Origin of the sequence: Amycolatopsis sp. NPDC057786, from assembly GCF_042797905.1 — a bacterium.
In the GTDB taxonomy this organism is placed as follows: domain Bacteria; phylum Actinomycetota; class Actinomycetes; order Mycobacteriales; family Pseudonocardiaceae; genus Amycolatopsis.
Genome location: NZ_JBHVKW010000024.1, coordinates 1 through 24,766, shown reverse-complemented (window position 1 = coordinate 24,766; position 24,766 = coordinate 1). Strand labels below are relative to the sequence as shown.

At 69.0% G+C, this 24,766-nt stretch carries 26 protein-coding genes and 2 pseudogenes; 19 read left to right on the top strand and 9 right to left on the bottom strand.

All coding sequences use genetic code 11. The features are described 5' to 3' along the window. Positions 1 to 4 precede the first annotated feature (4 nt). The 5 genes and pseudogenes from ACFVM3_RS15835 to ACFVM3_RS15815 all read left to right on the top strand — a co-directional run bounded on the left by ACFVM3_RS15835 (position 5) and on the right by ACFVM3_RS15815 (position 3,222). Complete coding sequence (locus tag ACFVM3_RS15835) at positions 5 to 601, top strand: formylglycine-generating enzyme family protein (RefSeq protein ID WP_378439264.1); 597 nt, start codon at positions 5 to 7, stop codon at positions 599 to 601. An 81-nt stretch (positions 602 to 682) separates the two neighbouring features. Then, positions 683 to 946, top strand: a complete 264-nt coding sequence (locus tag ACFVM3_RS15830; RefSeq protein WP_125677397.1) for an amphi-Trp domain-containing protein — start codon at positions 683 to 685, stop codon at positions 944 to 946. A gap of 315 nt (positions 947 to 1,261) precedes the next feature. Next, entirely contained in the window at positions 1,262 to 2,626 is a 1,365-nt protein-coding gene (locus tag ACFVM3_RS15825) for a DUF4041 domain-containing protein (protein ID WP_378439262.1), read from the top strand. Then, positions 2,623 to 2,763 (top strand): annotated as a pseudogene (locus tag ACFVM3_RS15820) (DUF2510 domain-containing protein); the annotation flags it as partial. The gene ACFVM3_RS15825 and the pseudogene ACFVM3_RS15820, both read left to right, overlap by 4 nt. A 57-nt stretch (positions 2,764 to 2,820) precedes the next feature. Then, positions 2,821 to 3,222, top strand: coding sequence for a PH domain-containing protein (locus ACFVM3_RS15815; protein WP_378439348.1), 402 nt, complete (start codon positions 2,821 to 2,823; stop codon positions 3,220 to 3,222). A 10-nt stretch (positions 3,223 to 3,232) separates the two neighbouring features. On the opposite strand, the gene ACFVM3_RS15810 is transcribed toward ACFVM3_RS15815, so the two are convergent. Continuing rightward, entirely contained in the window at positions 3,233 to 3,958 is a 726-nt protein-coding gene (locus tag ACFVM3_RS15810) for an SDR family oxidoreductase (protein ID WP_378439260.1), read from the bottom strand. Positions 3,959 to 4,051: 93 nt separating this feature from the next. Between ACFVM3_RS15810 and ACFVM3_RS15805 the strand changes: the two genes are divergently transcribed. After that, positions 4,052 to 4,726, top strand: coding sequence for a TetR/AcrR family transcriptional regulator (locus tag ACFVM3_RS15805; protein WP_378439258.1), 675 nt, complete (start codon positions 4,052 to 4,054; stop codon positions 4,724 to 4,726). A 1-nt stretch (position 4,727) separates the two neighbouring features. On the opposite strand, the gene ACFVM3_RS15800 is transcribed toward ACFVM3_RS15805, so the two are convergent. Next, entirely contained in the window at positions 4,728 to 5,576 is an 849-nt protein-coding gene (locus ACFVM3_RS15800) for a fructosamine kinase family protein (RefSeq protein ID WP_378439256.1), read from the bottom strand. Positions 5,577 to 5,663: 87 nt separating this feature from the next. Further along, positions 5,664 to 6,482: a helix-turn-helix domain-containing protein gene (locus ACFVM3_RS15795; RefSeq protein WP_378439254.1), complete on the bottom strand. Its 819-nt coding sequence runs from the start codon at positions 6,480 to 6,482 to the stop codon at positions 5,664 to 5,666. Positions 6,483 to 6,539: 57 nt separating this feature from the next. Here ACFVM3_RS15795 and ACFVM3_RS15790 point away from each other — a divergent pair, with 57 nt between their 5' ends. Further along, a complete protein-coding gene (locus tag ACFVM3_RS15790; RefSeq protein ID WP_378439252.1) occupies positions 6,540 to 7,403 on the top strand; it encodes an alpha/beta fold hydrolase in 864 nt (287 codons plus the stop codon). Here ACFVM3_RS15790 and ACFVM3_RS15785 read toward each other — a convergent pair. Further along, entirely contained in the window at positions 7,400 to 7,777 is a 378-nt protein-coding gene (locus ACFVM3_RS15785) for a hypothetical protein (RefSeq protein ID WP_378439251.1), read from the bottom strand. The genes ACFVM3_RS15790 and ACFVM3_RS15785 overlap by 4 nt on opposite strands. 161 nt (positions 7,778 to 7,938) lie before the next feature. Here ACFVM3_RS15785 and ACFVM3_RS15780 point away from each other — a divergent pair, with 161 nt between their 5' ends. Then, positions 7,939 to 8,694 (top strand): thioesterase II family protein, encoded by a 756-nt coding sequence (locus ACFVM3_RS15780; RefSeq protein WP_378439249.1) that lies wholly within the window; start codon positions 7,939 to 7,941, stop codon positions 8,692 to 8,694. Positions 8,695 to 8,792: 98 nt separating this feature from the next. Next, complete coding sequence (locus tag ACFVM3_RS15775; RefSeq protein ID WP_378439248.1) at positions 8,793 to 9,809, top strand: alpha/beta fold hydrolase; 1,017 nt, start codon at positions 8,793 to 8,795, stop codon at positions 9,807 to 9,809. On the opposite strand, the gene xylA is transcribed toward ACFVM3_RS15775, so the two are convergent. Then, positions 9,806 to 10,975 carry a xylose isomerase gene (gene xylA, locus ACFVM3_RS15770; protein WP_378439246.1) on the bottom strand — a complete coding sequence of 390 codons (1,170 nt, stop codon included), beginning with the start codon at positions 10,973 to 10,975 and terminating at the stop codon, positions 9,806 to 9,808. The genes ACFVM3_RS15775 and xylA overlap by 4 nt on opposite strands. Before the next feature lie 93 nt (positions 10,976 to 11,068). On the opposite strand from xylA, the gene ACFVM3_RS15765 reads away from it, so the two are divergent. After that, positions 11,069 to 12,244, top strand: coding sequence for an ROK family protein (locus tag ACFVM3_RS15765; RefSeq protein ID WP_378439244.1), 1,176 nt, complete (start codon positions 11,069 to 11,071; stop codon positions 12,242 to 12,244). Here the strand turns inward: ACFVM3_RS15765 and ACFVM3_RS15760 are convergent. Continuing rightward, a complete protein-coding gene (locus ACFVM3_RS15760; protein ID WP_378439242.1) occupies positions 12,201 to 12,662 on the bottom strand; it encodes a hypothetical protein in 462 nt (153 codons plus the stop codon). The two genes, ACFVM3_RS15765 and ACFVM3_RS15760, sit on opposite strands and share 44 nt — an antisense overlap. A gap of 116 nt (positions 12,663 to 12,778) precedes the next feature. After that, positions 12,779 to 13,156, bottom strand: coding sequence for a hypothetical protein (locus tag ACFVM3_RS15755; protein ID WP_378439240.1), 378 nt, complete (start codon positions 13,154 to 13,156; stop codon positions 12,779 to 12,781). 92 nt (positions 13,157 to 13,248) lie between these two features. Here ACFVM3_RS15755 and ACFVM3_RS15750 point away from each other — a divergent pair, with 92 nt between their 5' ends. Beyond that, complete coding sequence (locus ACFVM3_RS15750; RefSeq protein ID WP_378439238.1) at positions 13,249 to 13,635, top strand: hypothetical protein; 387 nt, start codon at positions 13,249 to 13,251, stop codon at positions 13,633 to 13,635. Positions 13,636 to 13,738: 103 nt separating this feature from the next. Here the strand turns inward: ACFVM3_RS15750 and ACFVM3_RS15745 are convergent, their stop codons facing one another. After that, the gene (locus ACFVM3_RS15745; protein WP_378439236.1) at positions 13,739 to 14,278 is read right to left on the bottom strand and encodes an Lrp/AsnC family transcriptional regulator; all 540 of its coding nucleotides are present in this window, start codon (positions 14,276 to 14,278) and stop codon (positions 13,739 to 13,741) included. 78 nt (positions 14,279 to 14,356) lie between these two features. Between ACFVM3_RS15745 and pdhA the strand changes: the two genes are divergently transcribed. From pdhA to ACFVM3_RS15715, 6 genes and pseudogenes are all read left to right on the top strand, one after another. Continuing rightward, positions 14,357 to 15,445 carry a pyruvate dehydrogenase (acetyl-transferring) E1 component subunit alpha gene (gene pdhA / locus ACFVM3_RS15740; protein ID WP_378439234.1) on the top strand — a complete coding sequence of 363 codons (1,089 nt, stop codon included), beginning with the start codon at positions 14,357 to 14,359 and terminating at the stop codon, positions 15,443 to 15,445. After that, positions 15,445 to 16,443, top strand: a complete 999-nt coding sequence (locus ACFVM3_RS15735) for an alpha-ketoacid dehydrogenase subunit beta (RefSeq protein WP_378439232.1) — start codon at positions 15,445 to 15,447, stop codon at positions 16,441 to 16,443. Before pdhA ends, ACFVM3_RS15735 begins: the two co-directional genes overlap by 1 nt. Further along, positions 16,436 to 17,629, top strand: a complete 1,194-nt coding sequence (locus ACFVM3_RS15730; protein WP_378439230.1) for a dihydrolipoamide acetyltransferase family protein — start codon at positions 16,436 to 16,438, stop codon at positions 17,627 to 17,629. Before ACFVM3_RS15735 ends, ACFVM3_RS15730 begins: the two co-directional genes overlap by 8 nt. 81 nt (positions 17,630 to 17,710) lie before the next feature. Continuing rightward, a pseudogene (locus ACFVM3_RS15725) lies at positions 17,711 to 19,099 on the top strand (MFS transporter). Next, on the top strand, positions 19,005 to 19,283 hold the full coding sequence (locus tag ACFVM3_RS15720; protein ID WP_378439228.1) for a VOC family protein: 279 nt from the start codon (positions 19,005 to 19,007) through the stop codon (positions 19,281 to 19,283). Before ACFVM3_RS15725 ends, ACFVM3_RS15720 begins: the two are co-directional and overlap by 95 nt. 70 nt (positions 19,284 to 19,353) lie before the next feature. After that, complete coding sequence (locus ACFVM3_RS15715) at positions 19,354 to 20,127, top strand: PE-PPE domain-containing protein (protein WP_378439226.1); 774 nt, start codon at positions 19,354 to 19,356, stop codon at positions 20,125 to 20,127. 96 nt (positions 20,128 to 20,223) lie between these two features. Here ACFVM3_RS15715 and fusA read toward each other — a convergent pair whose 3' ends face one another. After that, positions 20,224 to 22,263 (bottom strand): elongation factor G, encoded by a 2,040-nt coding sequence (gene fusA / locus ACFVM3_RS15710; RefSeq protein ID WP_378439225.1) that lies wholly within the window; start codon positions 22,261 to 22,263, stop codon positions 20,224 to 20,226. A gap of 382 nt (positions 22,264 to 22,645) precedes the next feature. Here fusA and ACFVM3_RS15705 point away from each other — a divergent pair, with 382 nt between their 5' ends. Together ACFVM3_RS15705 and ACFVM3_RS15700 are read left to right on the top strand one after the other, a co-directional pair. Further along, positions 22,646 to 23,665 (top strand): sigma-70 family RNA polymerase sigma factor, encoded by a 1,020-nt coding sequence (locus ACFVM3_RS15705; RefSeq protein WP_378439223.1) that lies wholly within the window; start codon positions 22,646 to 22,648, stop codon positions 23,663 to 23,665. 43 nt (positions 23,666 to 23,708) lie between these two features. Further along, positions 23,709 to 24,452 (top strand): isocitrate lyase/phosphoenolpyruvate mutase family protein, encoded by a 744-nt coding sequence (locus ACFVM3_RS15700; protein WP_378439221.1) that lies wholly within the window; start codon positions 23,709 to 23,711, stop codon positions 24,450 to 24,452. Positions 24,453 to 24,766: the final 314 nt, after the last annotated feature.

The following is a 24,766-nucleotide window of genomic DNA, read 5'->3' as shown; positions in this document are numbered from 1 at the left end:
CACCATGGAGATGATCACTGTGCCCGCGGGCGAGGTGACGCTGTCGGACCGGCGGACACAGCGGAACTGGACCGTCGATGTCGTGTCCTTTCTACTCGCCGCGGTTCCGGTCACGCGCGAACCCGGCCGGCTCCCGCTGGTCGACGTCTCGTGGGAGGACGCCCTCGGGTTCTGCAACACCCTGTCCGAACGCGAGGGTCTGGCTCCCGTCTATCAGCTGGATTCCCTGGCCTGGGACCGGACCGCGAACGGCTACCGGCTGCCCTCCGAGGCGGAATGGGAATACGCCTGCCGCGCCGGTACGACCGGTCCCCGCTACGGACCTCTCGACGAGATCGCCTGGTATCGCGAGAACTCCGCGGAAACCGTGCACGAAGTCGGCGGCAAGGCGCCCAACGCGTGGGGCCTGCACGACATGCTCGGCAACGTCTGGGAATGGTGCTGGGACGTGTACGACGCCGAGGTGTACGGAGAATACCGGGTCCTCAAGGGCGGCGGCTGGTTCGACGAGCACTGGAGTTGCCGGGCTTCGGTGCGGCGCCGCAGCCACCCGACCTTCCGTGTCGACGACGTCGGCTTCCGCCTCGCCCGGTCACTGTGACCCCGCCTCCACGGCGTGATGATCACGCGATTGAATTACGGCGCGGACACCCGGCCAGGGTGTCGGAACCTGGAGGAAATCGTGACCGGAACCGCTCCCCGAGACGTCGAACGCGTCTACTCCACCGCCGACGTCGTCGCGAAACTGCGACGGCTCGCCGACGCGCTCGAGTCCGAGACCTCTTTCCGCATCCAGATCGCCGGGGAACGGTTCCGCGTCCCCGCCCGCGCGCAGTTCTCGATCGAGCACGAGCGCGGTGACGGCGAGGAAGAGGTCGAGTTCCAGCTGAAGTGGAAGATCGAGGAGACCGACTCGGACGACGACTCCGAGGGCACCGTCGTCTGATATTCCGTCCATAAAGGACTTGGGCGGGCCCGCGTTTCGTCGGCGGGCCCGCCCGCTTCATCTCTGCGGCTCGTCCGTAACGCTTCGGACTCGAACTGGCCGGGGTGAAGACTCCGACAGGGGCCTGCCGCGCCCGACAACGCTGCTCGGCGAGCGGTCGTCGCCGTACTCCAGGCCGTTAGTCCGGTTCAGTGAACCGTCGATTCTCGCCTCGAACTCCGTAACACCGCGTGCCCTCGCCAAGATTCGGAAGTAGCACGGGAACCGGCGATCTTGACCGGCGGTTTGCCCAGTGCCACACGAGGAGGAAGCAGCGTGGCGTTGTTCGGCAACAATCAGGGCTCGGAGGTCGCCGCTCTTCACCAGCAGCTCGCGGCAGCCCATGCCACGATCGCGGAGTTGAGGGGTTGGGTCGGGCATCTTCGCGGGACCGAGACCGCTGTACTGGAGAGCGAACTCCGCCAGTTGAAAGTTGCGGTCGAGCAGGCCAAGGCGGAGCACTCGGCGCAGTTCGCCGCCCGGCAACAACTGATCGCCGAGCTGGAGTCTTGGGGCTCTCAGCTGGTCGAGACCCGTGAACTCGCGCTGTTGCAGCAGGTGGGCATCTACGAATACGCGCATCCGCTCGAGGACGCGCTGGCCTACAAGGACGCGCTCACCGAATTGCGGGCCCAGATCAAGACCGCCGCGAAGGCCGATGCCGTGACGTGTCAGGTCGATTGGGCAGTCAACGGGTCGGTCAAGGAGGGGCAGAAGCTCGGCCGTGACATGGCCAAGTTGATGCTCCGTGCGTACAACGCCGAGGCGGACAACGCAGTCCGCGTGGTCAAGCCGCATACGGTCGAGTCCGTCAAGAACCGATTGACGACCACGCGGGACACGATCGGCAAGCTCGGAACCCTGATGCGGATCGTGATCTCCAGCGATTACCACAGGCTCCGGCTCAAGGAGATCGACCTGACCGCCGACTACCTGATGAAGGTCGAGGTCGAACGTGAAGCGGCGCGGGAAGAACGGGCCAGGCTCCGCGAAGAGGCCAAGGTCATGAAGGAAGTCGAGCGGGAGCGAGCACGTCTCGCAAAGGAGCGCACTCACTACACCACCGTGCTCGCCCGGCTGGAGGCGAAGGGTGACACCGAAGGCTGGACCCGGGCGAAGGAGCAGTTGGCCGCCGTCGACGACGCCATCGCCGGCGTCGAGCAGCGGGCAGCCAACGTCCGCGCGGGCTATGTCTACGTCATCTCGAACCTGGGTGCGTTCGGGCCGGACGTGGTGAAGATCGGGATGACCCGTCGGCTCGAACCGATGGACCGGGTCCGGGAACTCGGCGACGCTTCCGTCCCGTTCCGGTTCGATGTCCACGGGCTCTTCTTCTCCGAAGACGCCGTTGCCCTCGAAACCGCCCTGCATCAGCGGCTGGCGGCCGATCGCGTCAATATGGTGAATCCACGCCGGGAGTTCTTCTATGCCACGCCGGCGCGGGTGAAGGAGCTTCTCACCGGACTCGGCGACGACCACATCCTCGAATACAAGGACACGGCGGACGCCGTCGAATGGCGAGCGTCCCGCCGCGACGCCGACACTTCGCACACCGAACGCTCGCTCGCGCTGTCGGCTGCCGCATCGAACACCGACGCGGGTGGCGACGGCGATCTGTCCACGGACGGCGATCTGACATGAGTCACCCACCTCTGCCGCCTGCTCCCCCACAAGCACCTCCTCGTCCTCCGTCATGGTTTCCCGACCCTCTGGACGACTCCCTCCTGCGGTACTGGGACGGATATCGCTGGACCTTCCACACCGCCGTACGCCCCGCCCCTCCGCCTGCCGCGGCGGCGCCGCAGCAGGCTGTTCAACCCGCCTCAGTTCCGGCGATGCGCCGTGACATCGTGGTCGCGCTGCAGAACGTTCGCGGTGTGTTGGTCGGCTCGATGAAGGAGGTCAATCTCCTCCCCGGTTACCTTCGGCCCGAAGAACAGGTACTCGCGCTCACCGCCGCGCAGGGCGAAGGCCAGGGTGTGCTCGCCTGCACGAACCGCCGATTGCTCTTCCTCTTCGTCGGAGTCGTGCGCCGTCAGTTCCTCGAAGTCGATTGGAACCAGACCAAGCACATCTTCTACTCCCAGTCCACAAAGACGTTCTCGGTCTACACCACCAAGTACACGAAGCGGGCCGTTCCGGCGTTCACCGTGCGGGTCAACAACCTCAACGACGCCAACTCCATCGCCTACGCGGCCCAGTCGGCTTCCGCCGCGCCGCGACTGGACGTCGTCTGAACCGAGAAGCTCAGACGATGCCCCCGTTGGCACGAAGGACCTGACCGTTGACCCAGCGGGCCGGGCCCGCGAGGAACGAGACGACCTCGGCGATGTCGGACGGCGTGCCAAGGCGTTCGAGCGGGGGCTGCGCCGCCATGTTCGCGATGGTCGCCTCGTCCTTGCCGTCGAGGAACAGCGCCGTGGCGGTCGGGCCGGGGGCGACCGCGTTCACGGTGATGTCACGGCCACGGAGTTCGCGGGCGAGGACCAGGGTGATCGCCTCGACCGCCCCCTTCGAGGCGGCATAGGCGGCGTATCCCGGCAGCGCGAGGCCGAGCACCGACGTGGAGAAGTTGATGATCGCGCCACCGTCGCGGACGCGGCGGGCGGCCTGCTGGTCGACCACGAAGGTGCCGCGGATGTTGGTGCGGTGCAACCGATCCAGCCGGTCGAGATCCAGTTCGGCCACCGGCGCGAGGTACAGGGTTCCCGCGGCGTGGATGACGACGTCAACTCCGCCGAAGGTCTTCTCCGCGGTGTCGAACACGGCCGCGACGGCCTGCTCGTCGGCGACGTCGGCCTGCGCCGCGATCGCCTGACCTCCACCGGCGGTGATCGCGTCGACCGCGGCCTGCGCCTCGTCCTTGTTGCCGCCGTATACGACGACCACCGCGAACCCGTCAGACGCCAGCCGTTCGGCCGACTGCCTGCCGATCCCCCGCGAACCGCCGGTGACGATCGCTACGCGTGCCATGCGAGTGCTCCCATCAGGTGTTTTCAGTGATAACACGATCACTGTAGCAGTGATACCGAACCAGCGCTACCGCGTGAGTGTTATCGTCGATACATGACGTTGACGACGAAAGACCGGTTGATCCGCGCGGCGGCGGAGCTCTTGGAGGAGGGCGGGCGCGAGGCGTTGTCGACGCGTGCGGTCAGCGCCGCCGCCGGCGTGCAGGCGCCGACGCTCTACCGGACCTTCGGCGACAAAGACGGCCTTCTCGATGCCGTCGCCTCGTACGGCTTCAAGAGCTACCTGGAGGGGAAGCACGCCCTCGGGCAAACCGGCGACCCGGTGCGCGACCTCCGGCGAGGCTGGGACCTGCACGTCGAATTCGGCCTGCATCAGCCCGCCTTCTACATGCTCATGTACGGCGAGCCCCGCGTCCGCGAAGCACGCCAGGAGGCCGACGCGATGCTCCGCCGGATCATCGAACGCATCGCCGAGGCCGGCAGGCTGCGCGTCCCGGTCGAGCAGGCCGCGCAGTTGGTGCACGCGACCGGAATGGGGGTGATCCTGTCCTTCCTCGCGAGCCCGCCGGAGCAGCGCGATCCGGATCTGATCATCGCCGCGCGCGAACACGTGATCGCAGCGATCACCACCGACAGCGCGGACAAGGCTTCGGACATTCCCAGCCGCGCGATCGCGCTCAAAGCCGCTTTGGAGAAGGAACCTGGCAACGTCCTGACTCCAGCCGAGCGGGCGATGCTCGCCGAATGGCTCGACCGGCTCGCGCGCTGAGTTACCGGCCGACGGCCTTCGCCGCGGCCACCGCCTGCCCGGCGTAGGACCGTCCGAAAAGGACGGTGTGGACCAGGAGCGGGAACAACTGGTGCGCGCCGATCCGGTCGGTCCAGCCGTCGGCGAGCGGGGCGACCTCCTGGTAGGCGGCGAGCACCCGGTCGAGCAACGGGCAGCCGAACAACTGCAGCATCGCCAGATCGGTTTCGCGATGGCCGCCGTGGGCGGCCGGGTCGATGAGCGACGCCTCGACGGCTCCCCACAGCACGTTGCCGTTCCACAGGTCGCCATGCAGGCGCGCAGGAGGTTCGGGCACTTCGGGGAGCCGCGCGCAAGCCTGCTCGATGGCGGCGGCTTCGTCACTGTCGAGGGTGCCCTCGTCGACCGCGCGACGGACGTACGGCAGGACCCGGTGCTCGGCGTACCAAGTCGGCCAGTCCTCGCCCGGCGTGTTCTCCATCGGGGCAAGGCCGATCCACGCGTCGGCGGGCCCGTCCGGCGGAGCCGCGCCGAAGGAAGGCGCACCGGCCGTGTGCAACTCCGCAAGCCCCCTCCCCAGCCGCTCCGCCGCGTGATGCGTCGGCCGCCCGCCGCCGACCAGTTCCGTGACCAGCCATTCGCCGTCGTGGCCGCGAACCCCGGGCACCCGCACCACGCCGGGCTCCCCCAGCCATCGCAGCCCCGCGGCCTCGGCCGGTGTCGCGTTCCGGGCGTGGCCCCGTTTGACGACCACCGTGTCGCCGCTGTCGAGCACCACTTCGGTCACCCCGCTCGACAGGCTCCTCTGCCCCGCGACGGCGCGTCCGGTGATCTTCGTGGCAGCCTCGGCAGGCGTCGAAACCTGGGTCATGCTCGCAACCTACCTCCGCCGATCGGGTGAACGCTCGTCGCAAGGAGGGAAATCCGCGTGCGTGCGTTTTCGAGAGACGAACGGCCTTCACCGGGGCGGAACGAACAGCCCCGCCGGTTTCCCGACCTCGGCCGGGGTGCGGCCGGTCAGCGCGCGGAATTCCCGGATGAGATGCGCCTGGTCGCTGTAGCCGCCCGAATGCGCGACCTCCGCCCAGGAAAGCGACGACTTCCGGTCCAGCAGCGCCAGCACGCGATTGAGCCGGGCGATCCGTCCGACCGTGCGGGGAGCCAGCCCGATCTGTTCGCGGAACCGGACGTTGAGATGCTGCCTGCTCCAGCCGATCTCGTCCGCGAGGACGTCGACGCGGACCGGGCCCGCGCAAAGCCGGCGCCACGCGTATCGGACAGGAGCGGCCAGCGCGGGGCCGCGAGCGAGCCTCGCGGCGAGGTACTCGTCCAGCAGCCGGAATCTCTCCGGCCAGTCCGCCGCCTCGGCCAGCCGTTCGGTCAACGATCCGCGCGGCAGCAGGTCCGACGCCGCGACGACCGAATTCGCCAGTTCCCGCAACGGAATCCCGAACAACGCGCACGAACCGAGCGGGGTCAGGGTGACGATGATCCCGCGCGAAGCGCCGGCCTGGTCGAGCCGCAACGGCCGGTCCCGCAAGCCCAGCACCGGCGACTCGGGGACCTCCGGCCCCCTGGCGGGCGCGTCGATGTCGATCACCCAGGTGAGCACCGACAACGGGGTGTCCTGCCAGGAGTTCGCGCCCGCGTCGGGAAGGTCGTGCGCGACGTAGCTCGCCACATGGGCGGCAAGGCCGGGGTGCGGCCACCGGAGAATCCGCTCGCCGGGTGCGCGGACGAGGTCCCGCCGCGGCACCACGAGACCCCACCCGCCCATCTCGTCATCTTACTTTCGTTCAAGACCCGGAAGACGGCTTTGCCTAGCGTTCCCCTCATGAAGAAAATCGGAGGTTTCAGGAATCCTGCGGCCGAAAGACGCTATTTCGCCGCCTACGACCGCGCCATGGCCGAATGCCCGGAACCGGGCGGAGTGTTCGACGTCGAAACGCGCCATGGCACCACGCGGGTCTACCGCTACGGCGACGGTGGCAGTCCGCTCGCCCTGCTGCCGGGACTTCTGGCGACCTCGGCCTGCTTCACGACGCTGATCCCTGCCTTGGCCGAACGACACACCGTTTACGCGATCGACACTCTCGGCGAAGCAGGCCGCAGCGTGCACAAGGCGCCGTTCAAGGACATCCGGGACCGCGCGATCGCCCTCGACGACGTCTTCGAGAAACTGCGATTGAGCGACGTACGGCTCGTCGGCGGTTCGACCGGTGGCTGGCACGCGGTCAACCAGGCGATCCACGCACCCGGCAGGCTCGCGTCCGTCGCGCTGCTGGACCCGACCACCGCCTCGGTGCCGTTCGCCCGGAAGGTGCTCCGGTACGGCTTGGCCGCCGCCGTCTTCGACAGCGACCGGCTGTGGCGCCGCTTCGTGACGTGGTCCGCCGGCGCGGACATCCTCGACCAGCCTGCCGCCCGGCTCGTACTCGCCGGGATCCGGTGCTATCGCGCCAGAGTGCCGTTCCAGGTCTGCCCGAGCGACGAGGCATTGCGGTCCATCGGAGTGCCTACGCTGGCCTTGTTCGGCGGGCGCAGCGCCGTGCACGATTCCGCTGTCGCCGCCGCACGACTCCAGAGCCTTCTCCCCCATGCCGACGTCGAGATCCTGCCGGACGCCGGCCACTACCTCCATCTCCGCCCGCAGGATCGCGACGTCATCATCGAGCGGGTCCTCGACCACGTCGCTTAGGCGGCCCGCGCGCCGGAGCCCCGGCGCGCCTCGGCCAGACTCGCGCGGCACGCGGCGATCAGCCTGGCCGAGGCGGCGCTTTCGCCGTGGCCGCACCGAGGACAGGACATCGTGACGTCGCAGGACAGTTCATCGACCGCGACGGTCAACGCGGTCGCGCACGAGCGACACCAGCGGTGCCGCGTGATCGGGTTGACGTGCAGCGGGGAAGCCACGCACTGGTGGATCCAGCGGCCGTGCACATGGCAGGTCAGGCGGTCGTCCGGGGACAGGCGGCCGACGTCTTCCGCGTCGTCCTCCATCGCCAGCAGAACCGGCAGGGTGCGGCTCACCGGGTTCAGCCGCGTGGTCGAGGCCAGTGTCGTGGTGTTCATCGCTTTCTCCTTCCGGCTCTTATCAGGACGTCGAACGGGGAACGCCAGATACGACACGGCCGGGCAGCCTTATGCCGAAACCTCCCTCAGGCGGGTGAATTGATCTTGGTCGAATCCGAACCGTTACCCCATTCGGGTTAATCGCGCGTATCTTTCGGATCATGACGGCCGCACTCGTTTCACTGTCCACAGCAGACAGTCGCGAACCCGGCTACCTGCTGTTTCCGCCGGCGGGCGGCACCAGCCGGGCATTCGACGCGCTCGCCGGCGCGGTCGATGCGGAAATCCGAGCCGTCGAATATCCCGGACACGGGGAACGGCTCGCGGAAGCACCGGCGTCCTCGCTCGAAGAACTCGCCGCACATCTGGCCGCCGAGACACCGAAAGCCTGGTTTTCCCGCTCCGTGACGATCGGATTCGGAATGGGCGCCCTCGTCGCCTTGGAAACCGCTCAGCGGCTCGGCGCCGCCCCCGGTGCGCTGGTCGTCGTGGACGCGTGCGCCCCGCAGCGACGCTCACCGGACAAGAACGCCAAGGCGGGCGCGTCGGCGATGGGGCGGGTGTTCGGCCGCACGGGGCTCACCCCCGTCGCGGGTTACCGCGACTCGCCCGAAAGCTGGGAGTACGCCCTGGACCTTCTGCTCGGCGACCTCCAGCTGCTGAACGCCTACCGCGGGCCCGCCAGAACCCGGCTCCCATGCCCGATCGCCGCGATCCGCGGCACCGACGACCCGGCGTCTGCCTCGGGCGACGACGCCACGAGCGGCTGGCGGGTCTGGACGTCCGGCCCGTTCGTGGGACGCGTCGTACCCGGCGGGTACCTGGGCGTTCTCGAAGCAGGGAGGGAGGCCGAGTTCTGGGCCCGGATCCGACGGCTGGAAGCGGTGTTCCTGGCCGCCGAACCGGAAGTCGCCTGATACGTGACTTACACCGGTGACGTCGTCCGACGGTCGCCGTGCCAGGAGTCTGCGCCCTAATTTCGTCCCGTACCAGGCGTTTCGCGGGAGGAATCAGGATGCTCAGCAGGAGAAGGTTCGCGCAGGCCGTCGTCGCCGCGACAGCAGGAGCCACCGTGGCGGGCTGCTCGGCCCAACCCGCGGCGGCACCGGCGGCCGCGCCCGCCACCACCGGCGGGACCGCCTCGTTCGGCCCGATCAAACGGATCGACGCCGGGGAACTGAGCATCGGTTACGCCGAAGCGGGCCCCGCCGGCGCTCCGGTGGTGGTCCTCCTGCACGGCTGGCCCTACGACATCCACAGCTACGTCGACGTCACCCCGCGCCTGGTCGCGGCCGGGTACCGGGTGATCGTGCCGTTCCTGCGCGGCTACGGGCCGACCCGGTTCCTGTCGAAGGACACGTTCCGCAACGGCCAGCAGTCCGCGATCGCCGCCGACATCGTCGCGCTCCTGGACGCCCTCAAGATCGAGAAGGCCGTCTTCGGCGGCTTCGACTGGGGTGCCCGCACGGCCGTGATCATCGCCGCGCTGTGGCCCGAACGGTGCAAGGCACTCGTCTCGGTGAGCGGCTACCTCGTGACCAACCGGGAGACGAACAAGCAGCCGCTTTCCCCGGCCGCCGAGCTCGGCTGGTGGTATCAGTACTACTTCGCCACCGAGCGCGGCATCCTCGGCTACACGAAGAACCGCCACGACTTCAACAAGCTGATCTGGAAGATCGCGTCGCCGAAGTGGACCTTCGACGACGCGACCTACGACCGTTCCGCGGCCTGCTTCGACAACCCGGACCACGTCGCCATCGTGATCCACAACTACCGGTGGCGGCTGAGCCTCGCCGATGGCGACCCGAAACTCGACGCCCTCGAAGCGAAACTCGCGCGGGGGCCGGCGGTTTCGGTGCCCACCATCACGATCGGCAGCGATTTCGACGGCCCGAACACCGACGGCAGGGCGTACCGGTCGAAGTTCTCCGGCAAGTACGAACACCGCATCCTGAACGGGATCGGTCACAACGTCCCGCAGGAGGCCCCGGAGGAGTTCGCCAAGGCCGTTCTCGACGTCGACCGGTTCTAGCGTGCCCCGGTGAGGTGTTCGAGGGCAAGCTGGGACAGGCGGATGAAGCCGTAGCCGCGTTCCGCCGCCTTGTCCGGATCGAAGTCCTCGAACGCCGATCGGTCCGCCAGCAGATCGGCCGCCGTCTCACCCTCGCCGAGGGTCGGCTTCGCCAGTTCCGGGACGAGCGCGGCGTCCAGCGCGGCACGCACCTCGGGATCGGCACGGAACGCGCGGGCGCGTTCGGCGAACAGGAGATAGCTGGCCATATTGGCCTCGGCACTGGCCCAGACGCCGTCCATGTTCTCCGTGCGCAGCGGCTTGTAGTCGAAATGCCTAGGCCCGTCGTAACCGCCGTGCTCCAGCAGGTCGACCAGGAAGAACGACGACAGCACGTCGCCGTGCCCGAACACGAGGTCCTGGTCGAACCGCGGGCCGCGCTGGCCGTTGAGGTCGATGTGGAACAGCTTGCCCTGCCACAGGGCCTGCCCGATGCCGTGGACGATGTTGAGCCCGGCCATCTGCTCGTGCCCGACCTCCGGGTTCACGCCGACGATCTCGTGGTTGTCCAGCGTGGAGATGAACGCGAGCGCGTGCCCGATGGTCGGCAGGAGGATGTCGCCGCGGGGTTCGTTAGGCTTTGGCTCAAGCGCGAGCCGGAGGCCGTAGCCCTGGTCGAGAACGTACTGGGCGAGGAAATCGATGCCCTCACGGTAGCGGTCCATCGCCGCGCGAACGTCCTTCGCGGCGTCCGTCTCACTGCCTTCCCTGCCGCCCCAGAGCACGAACGTCGACGCGCCGAGCTCGGCGGCGAGGTCGAGGTTCCGGAGCACCTTCCGCAGCGCGTAACGACGGACGTCCCGGTCGTTGCTGGTCAGGCCGCCGTCCTTGAAAACGGGGTGACTGAACAGGTTCGTGGTGACCATCGGGACGACGAGGCCCGTATCGGCGAGCGCGCCCTGGAAGCGCTTCAGGTGCCGCGCACGTTCCGCGTCGGCCGAGCCGAACGGGACGAGATCGTCGTCGTGGAAGGTGATACCCCAGGCACCGAGATCCGAGAGACGGTGCACGGCTTCGACCGGGTCGAGCGGAGGACGGCTCGCCGGGCCGAACATGTCGTTCGCCTGCCAGCCCACGGTCCACAACCCGAAGCTGAACTTGTCCTCACGCGTCGGCGCCTGCGCCATGTCGCCTCCCAATTAGTTTGATGCTTGAACTTATCGACGCCGCTCCGGCGGGTCAAGGCTTTCGTTCAGGCATCAAACGAATACAATCGCGCGATGATCGGCACGCGCCCGGCGGGACAGCACACCGTGCGGCAGCACAACGCCGCCCTCGTCCTCGGCGCGATCGCGGACGGGCCCGGCACGTCGCGAGCAGGCCTCGCCGCCGCCACCGGACTCACGAAGGCCACTGTGTCGACCGTGGTCGACCGCCTGATCGCGGCGGATCTCGTGGCCGAAGGCGAGCCGGAACAACGCGTCGGCCCCGGGCGGCGCGGCACCGTCGTCTCACTCTCCCCCACCGGCCCGCACGGGCTCGGCATCGAAATCGGCGTCGACTACCTGGCGTCCTGCCTCGTCGATCTGACCGGCGCCGTTCGCGCACAGGAGGTCCGGTACGCCGACAACCGGACTCCGCGTGTCTTCCAGCGCGTTTCGGCGTTCCTCCGCAAAGCACGGAAGCAGGCGGACGCGCTGGGCGTCCCCGTCGGCGGCGTCGGTATCGCGGTCCCCGGCCTGGTCGAATCCGGGCTCGTGCGGCTCGCGCCCAATTTGGGGTGGCGCGACGTCGACCTCGCCGACCGGCTCGGCGAGACGTTCACCGTCGCCAACGAAGCGAACTTCGCGGCACTCGCCGAACTCTGGCACGGCTCGGCGTTGCCGGATTTCGTCCACGTGTCCGGCGAGATCGGGATCGGCGCCGGCATCGTGCTGGACCGCGCCCTGTTCGAAGGCGTTCGCGGGGCGGGCGGCGAGATCGGCCACCTGCCGGTGTCGCCCGACGGCCCGCCGTGTTCCTGCGGCGCGAACGGCTGCCTGGAGCGGATGGCGGGCCAGGAGGAGATCCTGCGGCTCGCGGGCACGGAAACGGTGGACGATCTGGTCTCCGCGCTGGAATCCGGCGACGACAGAGCGGTTTCCGCCGCGACCGCCGCCGCACGACATCTCGGCGTCGGACTGTCCACTGTGGTCAATCTGATGGACGTTCCAGCCGTGGTACTAGGCGGAACCTACGCGCGGCTGGAGCCGTGGCTGCGTGAGCCACTCCTCGCCGAGCTGGAACGCCGCGTCCCCAGCACTGCGTGGTCGCCGGTGCGCGTCGTCCGCTCGGCGCTCGGCACGGGAGCCGCCGTGCGCGGTGCCGCGGGCTCGGTGATCCGCGGCATCCTCGCGGACCCCGAGCACCATCTCACGACTCACTGGCCATCCGATCAGGACGCTCGGGATCGGTGACCCCAGGCAGCGAGGCCTCGATGGACTGCGCGCGCTCCTCGATGTCGGCACGCTGGACACGCCGGGCGTAGGCGATCAGTTCGTCGCGATCCGCGTGCGGGAGCCAGCCCTGCTCACAGCCGGTCTCCAAGCGCACGAGGTACCGCACCAGTTCCACCGACTCGGCACCGAAGTCCCGCATCCGGCGCGTCAGCAGCTCCGCCGCGCCGAGATAGCCGTTGTTCCACGCGTGGACCGCCAGCAGCTGCGCCGTCGCGGCGAGGATGTCACCGAGGTGGAACCCGCCCTCCGCCGCGAGATGCCCCGCTAGGCGGAAACTGCGTCTGCCCTCACCGACCGGCCCCTCCTCGCGAATCGCTTCGAGCAGAGCCCCGATCTGCCGCGTCAGGTAGTCCTGACCCGCGCTCTCCACCGTCACCGCATTCCCTCCACCCGGTCGCCGCGATCGTAGGAAGGTGTCAATGGGGAGCAGGTCAGATACATCGAATGCCGAACCGTTATCACCCGAATGGGGTGTCCGGCGATGCGTCTCGGTCAACAGGGCGCCACGGCTCCGGTCTCCCCCGCGGCGCACCAACCCGGATGCCGACGGAGCCAATCGTCCCGCTGCTTCTCGACGTCCCGTTGCGTCATCCCCCGACCGGAATTGACGCAACCGCCGGTCTGGCACTTGGTGGTCCTATCCGGCTCGTAGCACTGGTCCTCGTCCTTGCGGCAAGCCGCCTGCGCCTTGGCCTTGGTCGGCGTTGCCGTTGTCGTCGAGGTGATCACGACCGTCGTGGTCACCTCCGTGGTCGTCGTGACGCTCGGCGTGACCGTGATGAGTGGGCGAGCGGGCGGAGCCGACCTCGCACAGGCGACCGCCACGAAGCACGCCACGGCTACCGACGACAGGAGCAGGACACGCGCCATGATTCCTCCGCCCCCGCCGTCGAACCCGGCTGTATTCGGTGAGAAGGCGAAGAGCGTTACACGTACGCTGGGCTGACTGGAGGTGGGAGAGGATGGCGCGGAGAAGCCCGCAGGAGAAGAAGGCTCTCAGCTACGCCAAGGACCGGCGCAACGACTACGGCGAGAACGACAAGAGTTCGCGCAAGAACATCCGGCGGAACAAGCGAGTACCGAACCGCGCTGACCGGCACCGTGAACACCAGGTCTTGGCCGCGGCCACCGGCCCGGTCGCGTTCGAGGCGGCCGAGCAGACCGAGTCCACGCTCACGGCGAAGAAGTCGATGTGGTTGACGAAGCGGTGGCGAAAGTGGCGAGATGCCCCACTCGCCGACACCGTCGTTTACCAGCTGCAGCGCCGGGCCAGGCTCGGGATGGATGATCCGGCGGACGTCGACGCGCGCATCGAGCGCGTACGCCGCACCGCTCGGAAGAACCGATAGCCAGGAGTACTCCCACCAGGATCATCGAGGCGCCGGAGACCTTCACGGACTCGCTAATCGCCACGTGCATCAGCAGTCACAGTGCGGCGCGTGAAGGGGGCGGTCAGATCTCGTGAGGGGCGGCGCCCGGCTGCTCCTCGAAGATCAGCCACGTCCGCGTCGACCGCACGCCGTCCAGCGCCTGTAGCCGTTCCAGCACGACATCCCGCAGCGAAGCGTTGTCCGGTGTCCGCACCAGCAGCAGGATGTCGAAGTCGCCGCCGACGAGCGAAACGTGCTCGACGAACGGGATCTGCCGCAGCTCGGCCGACATCGTCCGCCATGACGTCTGCTCGACGGTGATCAGGATGTACGCGCTCGTCCCGAGTCCGGCGCGCCGCGGGTCGATCCGGGCGCCGAAGCCGGTGATGACGCCTTCGGACATCAGCCGGTCCAATCTCGCGTAGGCGTTGGTGCGCGAGATGTGCAGCCGCTCCGCCAGCGCGCGGACGGCGAGCCTGCCGTCGGCGGTGAGTTCGGCGAGGATCGCGCGATCGATGTCGTCGAGGGCAAGGACCGTTCGTCCCGGATCCGGCCCGTGAGCCGCGCCACTGCTGGACGGTTGGCTCGGCTGAACCGATGCGGGGGGCAGTTTGTCGCTCATTTCGCGCGCCTCTTGAACACTGGGACTCCGGAAACCACCATCTCAGCATCATATGTCTGTGAAAGGTGGTGCTGCGCCATGTCGCGGGAGACCCCTGCCGCCGCGTTGCTGCCGTCCGGAGTCCCGGTGCGGTTCCTCGCCGAGGACGGCACACGCGTCGACGAGCACGGCGGCTATTCGGAGCCGCCGTCCGAACGGCTCGTCGAGGCCTACCGGCTGATGGTGCTCGGCCGCCGGTTCGACGCCCAGGCGACCGCGCTGACCAAACAGGGCCGCCTCGCGGTCTACCCGTCGAGTGCCGGCCAGGAGGCCTGCCAGGTCGCGAGCGCGCTGGCCCTCACCGACGCCGACTGGCTCTTCCCCACCTATCGCGACTCCGTCGCGCTCGTGGCCCGCGGGCTTGAACCGGGTGAAATCCTGACGCTCCTTCGCGGCGACGCGCACTGCGGCTACGACCCCGCCAAGACCCGCGTCGCTCCGCAGTGCACCCCGCTGGCCACTCAGACCCTCCACGCGGCCGGGCTCGCCCACGCGATGCAGCGCCGCGGCGAGGACTCCGTCGCGTTCGCCCTCATCGGGGACGGCGCCACCAGCGAAGGCGACTTCCACGAGGCGCTCAACTTCGCGGCCGTGTTCAAGGCCCCGGTGGTGTTCTTCGTGCAGAACAACGGTTTCGCGATCTCCGTGCCGTTCGAGAAGCAGAGCGCCGCCCCCGCGCTGGCGTACAAGGGCGTCGGCTACGGCGTCCGGTCGGAGCAGGTCGACGGCAACGACGCCGTCGCGGTCCTCTCCGTGCTGGGCGACGCCGTCGCGCACGCGCGGTCCGGTCTCGGGCCCGTCCTGGTCGAGGCGCACACCTACCGGATCGACGCGCACACCAACGCCGACGACGCCACCCGCTACCGCGACCAGGCCGAGGTCGAGAAATGGCGCGCGGCCGACCCGGTGCGCCGTCTCGAAACGTACCTGACCACCGAGAACCTGTTGTCCGCCGACGATATCGAGCACTTCCGGGCCGAGGCCGAGACGTTCGCCGCCGGCGTGCGCGACACCCTCAACGCCGACGTCGAGCCGGACCCCCTGTCGCTGTTCGAGCACGTGTACGCCGTCCCGACCCGCCAGCTGGCCGCCCAGCGGGCGCTGGTCGCCGCCGAACTGGAGGCGTGATGACCGAGATTTCGATGGCCCAGGCGCTCAACGCCGCTCTGCGCGACGCGGTCAAGGACGACGACCGCGTGCTGATCTTCGGCGAGGACGTCGGCCCGCTCGGCGGTGTGTTCCGGGTGACCGACGGCATCACCGCCGACTTCGGCGAAGAGCGCTGTTTCGACACACCGCTTGCCGAGTCCGGCATCGTCGGCTTCGCGGTCGGGATGGCGATGGGAGGGTTCCGGCCGGTGGTCGAAATGCAGTTCGACGCCTTCGCCTACCCCGCCTTCGAGCAGATCACCTCGCACGTCGCGAAGCTGCGCAACCGCACCCGCGGCGCGCTGTCGCTGCCGATGGTCATCCGGATCCCCTACGCGGGCGGGATCGGCGGCGTCGAGCACCACTGCGATTCGAGCGAGGCCTACTACACCCACACGCCCGGCCTTCGCGTAGTCACACCGGGCACTCCCCAGGACGCCTACGACCTCCTGCGCGACGCGATCGACTCACCGGATCCGGTGATCTTCCTCGAACCCAAATGCCGCTACTGGTCGAAGGAGCCCGTGTCCTTCACCCGGGACGGCGCGGCCATGGACCGCGCGGTCGTGCGCCGCGAGGGCAAGGACGTCACGCTGATCGCGTACGGCCCGATGGTCGCCACCGCGCTGGAGACGGCGGAGGCCGCGACCGCCGAGGGCTGGGACGTCGAGGTCGTCGATCTCCGGTCGCTCAGCCCGTTCGACGACGAGACCGTGACCGCTTCGGTGCGCCGTACCGGTCGCGCCGTCGTCGTCCACGAGGCGGCCGGGTTCGGCGGCTACGGCGCCGAGGTGGTCGCCCGGGTCACCGAGCAGTGCTTCCATCAGCTGCACGCGCCCGTCCTGCGGGTCACCGGCCTCGACATCCCTTATCCGCCACCGAAATTGGAGCGTCATCAGCTTCCGGACGTCGACCGGATCCTGGACACCGTCGCCCGGCTGCAGTGGAACGACGAACCGGTGGTGGCCGGTGCCTGACTTCCTGCTCCCGGACCTCGGCGAAGGGCTGACCGAAGGCACCATCGTCACCTGGCTCGTCGCCGAGGGCGACACCGTCGGTGTCGACCAGCCAGTCGTCGAAGTGGAGACCGCGAAGGCCGCGGTCGAGGTGCCGGTGCCGTTCGCCGGCGTCGTCACGCGCCTTCACGGCGAACCCGGCCAGTCACTGCCGGTCGGCGCTCCCCTGCTCACCATCGGCCCCGGTTTCAGCGAACCCGGCGTGACGACAGCGAGCGAAGGCAGCGGCAACGTCCTCATCGGCTACGGCACGACCACCACGACGAGACGCCGCCGGACGCGCACCGTCGTCATCAGTGCTGACAAGCAGTCCAAAGCTCCCGGTGTGATCTCGCCGTTCGTCCGCAAGATGGCCGCGGACAACAAGATCGACCTGACGAAGCTGACCGGCAGCGGACCGGGCGGCATCATCCGGCGCGCCGACGTCGAAGCGGCGCTCACCGTCCCCGAGCCGAGGGACGGCGAAACGAGGATCCCGCTGACCGGCGTTCGCAAGGCGGTCGCCGACAAGCTGACGACTTCACGCCGTCAGATCCCCGAAGCGACGGTCTGGGTCGACGTCGACGCGACCGAACTCGTCGCGGCACGCAAGTCGCTCAACGCCTCGGCACCGGATCGCCCGGTGAGTCTTTTGGGTCTCATCGCCCGGTTCGCCGTGGCGGGCCTGCGGAAATACCCCGAGCTGAACTCGCGTGTCGAGGGCGACGAGATCGTCCAACTGCGGGACATCAACCTCGGTTTCGCCGCGCAGACCGACCGTGGGCTCGTCGTGCCGGTTGTCCGCGACGCGGGCGCACTGTCCACAAGAGATCTTTCGGCCGCGATCGGAGACCGCACAACGCAGGCCAGGGAAGGAAAGCTCGGCCCGGCGGGCCTGACCGGCGGAACCTTCACGGTCAACAACTACGGCGTGTTCGGGGTCGACGGCTCGGCCGCGATCATCAATCACCCGGAAGCGGCGATCCTCGGCATCGGCCGGATCATCGACCGTGCCTGGGTGGTCGACGGCGCCTTGGTGGCGCGCAAGGTCTGCGAGCTGACCCTGGCGTTCGATCACCGGGTGTGCGACGGCGGGACCGCCGGCGGATTCCTCCGGTTCGTCGCCGACTGCGTCGAATCGCCGGTCACCGCGCTCGGAGATCTCTGACCGGGTCGCACAACCCGCGGTTGTGACCCGCCCACGACACGTTGTTCGACTTCGAGGTCCCGCCTTGCTTGGATCTCGCGAGTGGGCGGGAGATCGCTGGGGCGACGGTTCGGCTGGCTGTGGGCGGCGTACGCGGCGAGCGCGTTCGGAACGAGGTTCGCGTTCGACGCGTTCAGCCTGATCGCCATCGTGGCGCTGGGCGCGGGCGCCACGGAGGTCTCGCTACTGGCGGCCGCCGGTCTCGTCGCGGGCGCCGTGGTCGCGCTGCCGCTCGGCCCCTGGGTCGAGTTCCGCCGGAAACGGCCGGTGATGATCGCGATGGATCTGATCCGGTGTGCGGCGCTGCTGACCGTCCCGGTGGCGTACGCGTCCGGATTGCTCGGCTTCGGTCAGCTTCTCGCCGTGTCCGTCATCGTCGCCGCGGCCGACATCACCTTCCTGGCGGCCAGTGGGGCGTTCCTGAAAACCCTGCTGCCGCCCGAAGATCTGCTGGTCGCGAACGCCCGGTTCGAATCGACCACCTGGACCGCGACCGTGCTCGGTCCGCCGCTCGGCGGTTTCGCCGTCGGTCTCTTCGGGCCGGTGATCACGATCGCCGCCGACGCGGTCAGCTATCTGCTCTCGGCGCTCGGGATCCGGGCGGTCGGGGGTTCGGAGCCGCCGCCCGCGCGACGGGAAGGCACGCGATTGACTGGCCGCGACCTGCGGGAAGGCTGGCGGTTCATCCTCACCCACCCGTTGCTGCGCCCGCTGTTCGTCAACACCATCGTGGTCAACGGCCTGATCATGGCGACCGCGCCCCTGATGGCCGTCCTGATGCTCGGGCAACTCGGCTTCGCTCCGTGGGAGTACGCGGTCGCCTTCGCCGTGCCCTGCCTCGGCGGGCTGATCGGGGCGAGGCTCTCCCGGACCGTGGTCGCCAGGTACGGCCGGGACCGCGTCCTCTTCGTCGCCGGTTGGCTGCGAGTCTGCTGGCCCGTCGGGCTGGTCTTCATCCAGCCCGGTGTTCCCGGGCTGATCCTCGTCATCGTCGTCGAATTCTGCCTGATCACCTGCATCGGCGTGTTCAACCCGGTACTCGCCACCAGCAGGCTCGAACAGGTTCCCCTCGACCGCGCGGCGCGCACGCTGTCGGCCTGGTCGATCGCCGGAAAGCTCACCACCGCCTCGCTGACCGCGCTGTGGGGCCTGCTCGCCGCGTTCACCGGACCGCGAGCGGCGGTCGGCGTCGCCGGAGCGCTCATGCTCGCGACCCCGCTCCTGCTCCCCCGAAATCGTCGGACCCCTGTGCGAGTATCCGCACATGCCGATCAAGAGAGTGGTAGCCGACCTCGAGACCAAGTCCCTTGAGCAGGCGAAAGCCTTCTACGAACGGGTGCTCGGCTTCGAAGTGGTGATGGATCACGGCTGGATCGTGACGCTGGCCGATCCGGAGCGGCCGGAGGTGCAGCTGAGCCTCATGACCCATGACGAGACCGCGCCCGTCGTGCCGGTCGCCTCGATCGAGGTGGACGACGTCGACGCGGCGTACGAGGAAGCGAAGGCGTCCGGGGCCGAGATCGTGCACGAACTGACCGACGAGCCCTGGGGCGTCCGGCGGTTCTTCGTCCGTGATCCCAGTGGTCACGTGGTCAACGTGCTCGCGCATCGCTGAGGGGGTTTCATCAAAATTTCATGACTCGTCCCTAGCGTTCGAACACGCACCGTAGTCGAACGAAAGGACGATGAATGTGAAGAAGCTCAGGGGGGTCCTGGCGGCGGCCACGCTGGCCGCCGGGCTGATCGGCGTCACCGCGCCGGCTGCCCAGGCCGACCAGGCGCGGTACTACATCCTCATCGGCGGCACCTGCGACGGGGCCGCGACCGTCTACAACGACGCCTGGTTGCGGGGCGGGATCAAGAAGGTGGTCCACTACCCGGCAGGGGCCGCCGGAGCACCGAACTGCGACCAGACGCCGATGGACCAGAGCGTCGCGCGCGGGCACGAAGAAGCCCGTCGTGTCGCCCAAAGCTCCTTCGACGAGAACCCCGGCGCGGAATTCACCGTCGTCGGCTACTCGCAGGGCGCCTTGGTCGCGAACCTGGTGCTGAACGACATCGCCGACGGGAAACTGGCCGTGGACAAGTCGCGGTTCAGGGCGAAGATCTTCGCCGACCCGATGCAGCCCGTCGGTCCGCCGGGACGCGGGATCAGCGCGGTGCTGCCGCCCGGCACCGGGGCACCGTCGCCGTTCGGCGGCTACGTGTCGTTCGGTCCCGGCCGCACCGACTTCGGCGGTATTCCGTACATCCGCTACTGCATCGAAACCGACGGTGTCTGCCACTTCGACACCCTCGAAGCGCCGGGCGGATATTTCGCGCAGCACCTGTGTTACCAGTGGGCCCGTCCCACCGATCACCGCTCGATCATGGAGGACACGATCGCGGACGGCGTGTACACCAACGGATCGCACGCGCTGCCGCGGCAGAACTGCCGCCCGCCGTGGCCGGTGGTGTGACGGGGTGAAGACGGCTGTCACCCGGCGCCCGATCGCCGGGTGACAGCGGTTCGGGCGATGGCCCGCCCACAGTGTCGTGGGCGGGCCATCGTCGATCTACCGGACCGGCTGTCCCTCCGGTGCCGGGGCGTGGCCGGTAGGCCGGGCCGTGAAGGTGCCCCGGCCCTGGGTCCGGCTGCGCAGTCGCGTCGCGTAGCCGAACAGTTCGGCCAACGGCACCGTCGCAGTGACGACGGTCGTTCCCGCGCGCACCGCGGACCCCAGCACCCGGCCACGCCGGGCGGCGAGGTCGCCGAGCACCACGCCGACGGCGGTTTCGGGGACGGTGACGGTCACTTCGGCGACCGGCTCCAGCAGCGTCATCGCGCCGGCACGCAACGCCTCGCGGAGTGCGAACCGCCCGGCCGCCCGGAACGCCATCTCCGACGAGTCCTTCGAGTGGGTGGCACCGTCGGTCAGCGTGACCCGGACACCGGTCACCGGATGCCCGCCGAGTGGGCCTTCCGCCAGCGCGTCACGGCAACCCGCTTCGACCGCGCGGACGTATTCCCTCGGCACCCGGCCACCGACCACAGTGGACTCGAACTCGAATTCCCCTTCCTCCAAAGGTTCCGTATCGATGACGACGTGGGCGAACTGCCCGGCACCGCCGTCCTGCTTGACGTGCCGATAGGCGAAACCGGACACGCCGCGGGCCACCGTCTCGCGGTAGGCGACGCGAGGCCGCCCGACGCCGACGTCGAGCCCGTGGTCGCGCCGGATCTTCTCCACCGCCACCTCCAGATGCAGCTCGCCCATACCCGAGAGCAGCGTCTGGCCGGTCTCGCGATCGGTCCGGATGACCAGCGACGGATCCTCCTCGACCAGCCGCGCCAGCGCCGACATCAGCCGTTCCGTGTCGGTTCCCGTGCGCGCCTCGACGGCGACCGACACGACCGGATCGGCCACGACGGGCGGCTCTAGCAGGAGCGGCTCCGACGGTGCGCACAACGTCGCGCCGGCTCGGGCCTTCTTCAATCCGACCACCGCGACGATGTCACCCGCGACGGCACTGTCCACCCTGGTGTGCCGGTCCGCCTGGACCCGCAGGATGCGGCCGACGCGTTCGATACGACCGCCGCCCACGTCCATCACCGCCTCCGAAGTCCGGATCGTGCCCGAGTACACCCGCAGGTACGTCAACCGCCCGGTGGCGGTCGAGGTCACCTTGAACACCAGTGCCGCGAACGGCGCCGACGGATCGGCGCGCCGTTCGTGGGCCGTGCCCTCGTACTCGCCCCGGACCGGCGGGACGTCCGACGGCGAAGGCAAGTACGCCACCACTGCTTCCAGCAACGGCTCCACACCGCGATTGCGGTAGGCCGAGCCGCACAGCACCACGACGCCATCCCCCGTCCGGGTCAGCTCGCGCAGCGCCGAGACCAGCGTCTCCGTCGAAACCGCCGAAGACGCGCAGAACTCCTCCAGCGCGGCAGGATGGAGCTCAGCGACGGTCTCTTCGAGCAGTCGGCGTCGCCGGTTCGCTTCGTCCACAAGGGACTCCGGAACCGGTCCTTCCTCGGCCTTCTCGGCGCCGTCGGCCCACACGAGTGCCCGCATCCGGAGCAGGTCGACGACGCCGGCGAAACCGTCTTCCTTCCCGATCGGCAGCTGGACCACCAATGGCCGCGGATGCAGCCGCTCCCGGATGGACTCCACGGCCGCGTCCAGATCGGCGCCCGCGCGGTCGAGTTTGTTGACGAACGCGATCCGCGGTACGCCGTGCCGGTCGGCCTGGCGCCACACCGATTCGCTCTGCGGTTCGACCCCGGCGACGCCGTCGAACACCGCGATCGCGCCGTCGAGGACCCGGAGCGACCGTTCGACCTCGTCGGAGAAGTCGACGTGGCCGGGCGTGTCGATCAGGTTGACGAGATGGCCGTCCCACGAACAGCTGACGGCGGCGGCGAAGATGGTGATGCCACGGTCTCGCTCCTGGGAATCGAAGTCGGTCACGGTCGTGCCGTCATGGACCTCACCGCGTTTGTAAGTGGTGCCGGTGACGTACAGGATCCGTTCGGTCAGAGTGGTCTTGCCCGCGTCGACATGGGCGAGGATGCCCAGATTGCGGACGGCGGACAGGGGGACGGTGCGCATGGCGCGGCCTTTCGAAAGTGCTCTCCGGAGCTCGGACTGCGCGATTCGGGCGAACGCGGGCAGGCGCCCCCGCCGTCGCGTGGCGACGGGAAAGAGGACGCGAAAAGGTCAGGCGTTCGTCAACGTGCCGGTGCTAGCCGCGCGGCAGACACCGGACGCGGGGAGACACGAGGATCACCTCGTAGCGGACCGAGGGGACGACGACGGCGTGGTGATGACGCACTGTCCTGTCCTTCCTCGCCGGGATGATTCGCGGCGAGTGTAGCCACCCGAGAGGCGGGCCGGGAACCGATTTCCGCGAATTCGGCGGAGACCGACCAGTTTCCGGTGACGGCGGTGTCCATCCTTGTCGAGGGAACACCACAGGAGGAAGGAACGGAGCATGGGGGCGGACGAGCTGCTGGGCTTGGCGAAAACCGGTGACGGCGAGGCGTTCCGCGATCTCGTCGCGCCGTACCGCCGTGAGCTGCAGGTGCACTGCTACCGCATCCTGGGCTCCGTACAGGACGCCGAAGATCTGCTGCAGGAGACGTTGCTGGCCGCGTGGCGCGGGATCGACGCGTACGAGGAACGCGCGTCCGTGCGGACCTGGCTGTACCGGATCGCGACCAACCGCTGCCTCAACGCGTTGCGTGCGGGCGGGCGCCGCCCACACGACCACGCGGCCTACCGACCGGAGGTCCCGTTGCCCGAGCCGTCGCGCCGCCGCCCCGAACCCAGCTGGCTGGAGCCCTACCCCGACGTCCTGCTCGACGGGATCGCCGATCCGGTGCCCGGACCGGAGGCACGCTACGAGGCCAGGGAATCGATCTCGCTCGCGTTCCTGGCGGCGCTCCAGCAACTTCCGCCGAAGCAGCGGGCGGTACTGGTACTGCGGGACGTCCTCGGATTCCGGGCGGCCGAGGTGGCCGGGATCCTCGACACCACCGAGAACGCCGTGACCAGCGCGCTGAACCGGGCGCGTTCGGCGCTGGCCAAGGAAATGCCCGACGGCGGACGCGAGACCGCTCCCCTGCCGGATTCACCTCGGGAACGCCGGATCGTCGACGAGTTCACCCGAGCCTTCGAGGCCGGCGATGTCGAGGCCATCGTGGCGCTGCTGACCGACGACGCGTGGCTCACCATGCCCCCGCTGCCCTGGGAGTACCAGGGTCCGGACGCCGTCGGGCACTTCCTGGCGACCGTCGCGCTCTCCGACGGCCGCCGGTACTCGCTGATCCCGACCCGCGCGAACGGTCAGCCCGCCTTCGGCTGTTACCTCCGTGATCCGAGGACGCCGATCGGGCACGCGCACGGGGTGCTCGTGCTGGACCTGGCCGGCGACCGGATCACCGCGGTGACCCGGTTCCTCGACAACTCGCTGCTCGCCGCTTTCGGGCTTCCCCGCTCGCTGCGTGGTTGATCCCCCGCTCTTCCCTGGCCCGATACCGACCGAGGAGAAACCGATGACCGACCTGAACGCTTTCGCCGAAGCGCTCCGTGCCCTGCACAGCGGGGAAATGCTCGTCCTGCCGAACGTCTGGGACGCGGCGAGCGCCGAAGTCGTGGCGGAGGCGGGATTCCCCGCGATCGCCACCGCCAGTGCCGCCGTGTCGGCGATGCTCGGCTTCCCCGACGGTGAAGGCGCGCCGTGGCAGGAGATGTTCGCGGCGGCGGGCCGGGTCGCCCGCGCGGTCCCGTTGCCGGTCACCGTGGACGCGGAAGCGGGCTACGGCCTGGCACCGAGGGAATTCGTGGATCGGCTGCTGGAGACCGGAGCCGTCGGCTGCAACCTGGAGGACACCGATCACCGGACCGGCGAGCTGGTCGATGCCCAGCAGCACGCCCAGCGGCTCGCGGAAATCCGCTCGGCCGCGACCGAGGCGGGCGTCCCGATCGTCGTCAACGCCCGGGTCGACGCGTTCCTGGGCGACCGTGGGATCCCGGAGCCGGAAAGGCTTGCCGAGGCCATCCGGCGGGGCAGGCTCTACCGGGAGGCCGGCGCCGACTGCGTGTATCCGATCGGCGTGGGACGCCGTGCCGAGATCGCCGCGCTGGTCAGCGAACTCGCGTGCCCGGTGAACGGCAACGTCGGCGGGGAACTGGATCTGGCCGCGCTCCGGGAAGTCGGCGTGGCACGGGTGTCGTACGGCCCGCGCTTCTATCGCGCGGCGCTGGAAGGTTTCCGGACGGCCATCGGGAAGCTCTGACCCTGAACGCCCGGGCCGGGGGGTCGTGAGTGGAGACTCGGGCGAGGTGACCTGGGTGACGCGGCACGACACTCGCGTGATCGGACGCCGTACACCCGAGAACCAGGGGCGAAGGGGTCCTTCGTCGCATCGCACGCGGTGAAGGGCCCCTTCACCTCACTGCCGGGCCGGGGTGGTCGTGAGTGGCGTCCGACGTTGCGAAAGCCACTTTCGCAACGTTGAAGGTTGCGAAAGTGGCTTTCGCAACATGACCCGCTCGCTCACCGACCAGAATCCCGGCGTGAAGGGCCCCTTCCCCACATCCGATGCGAGGA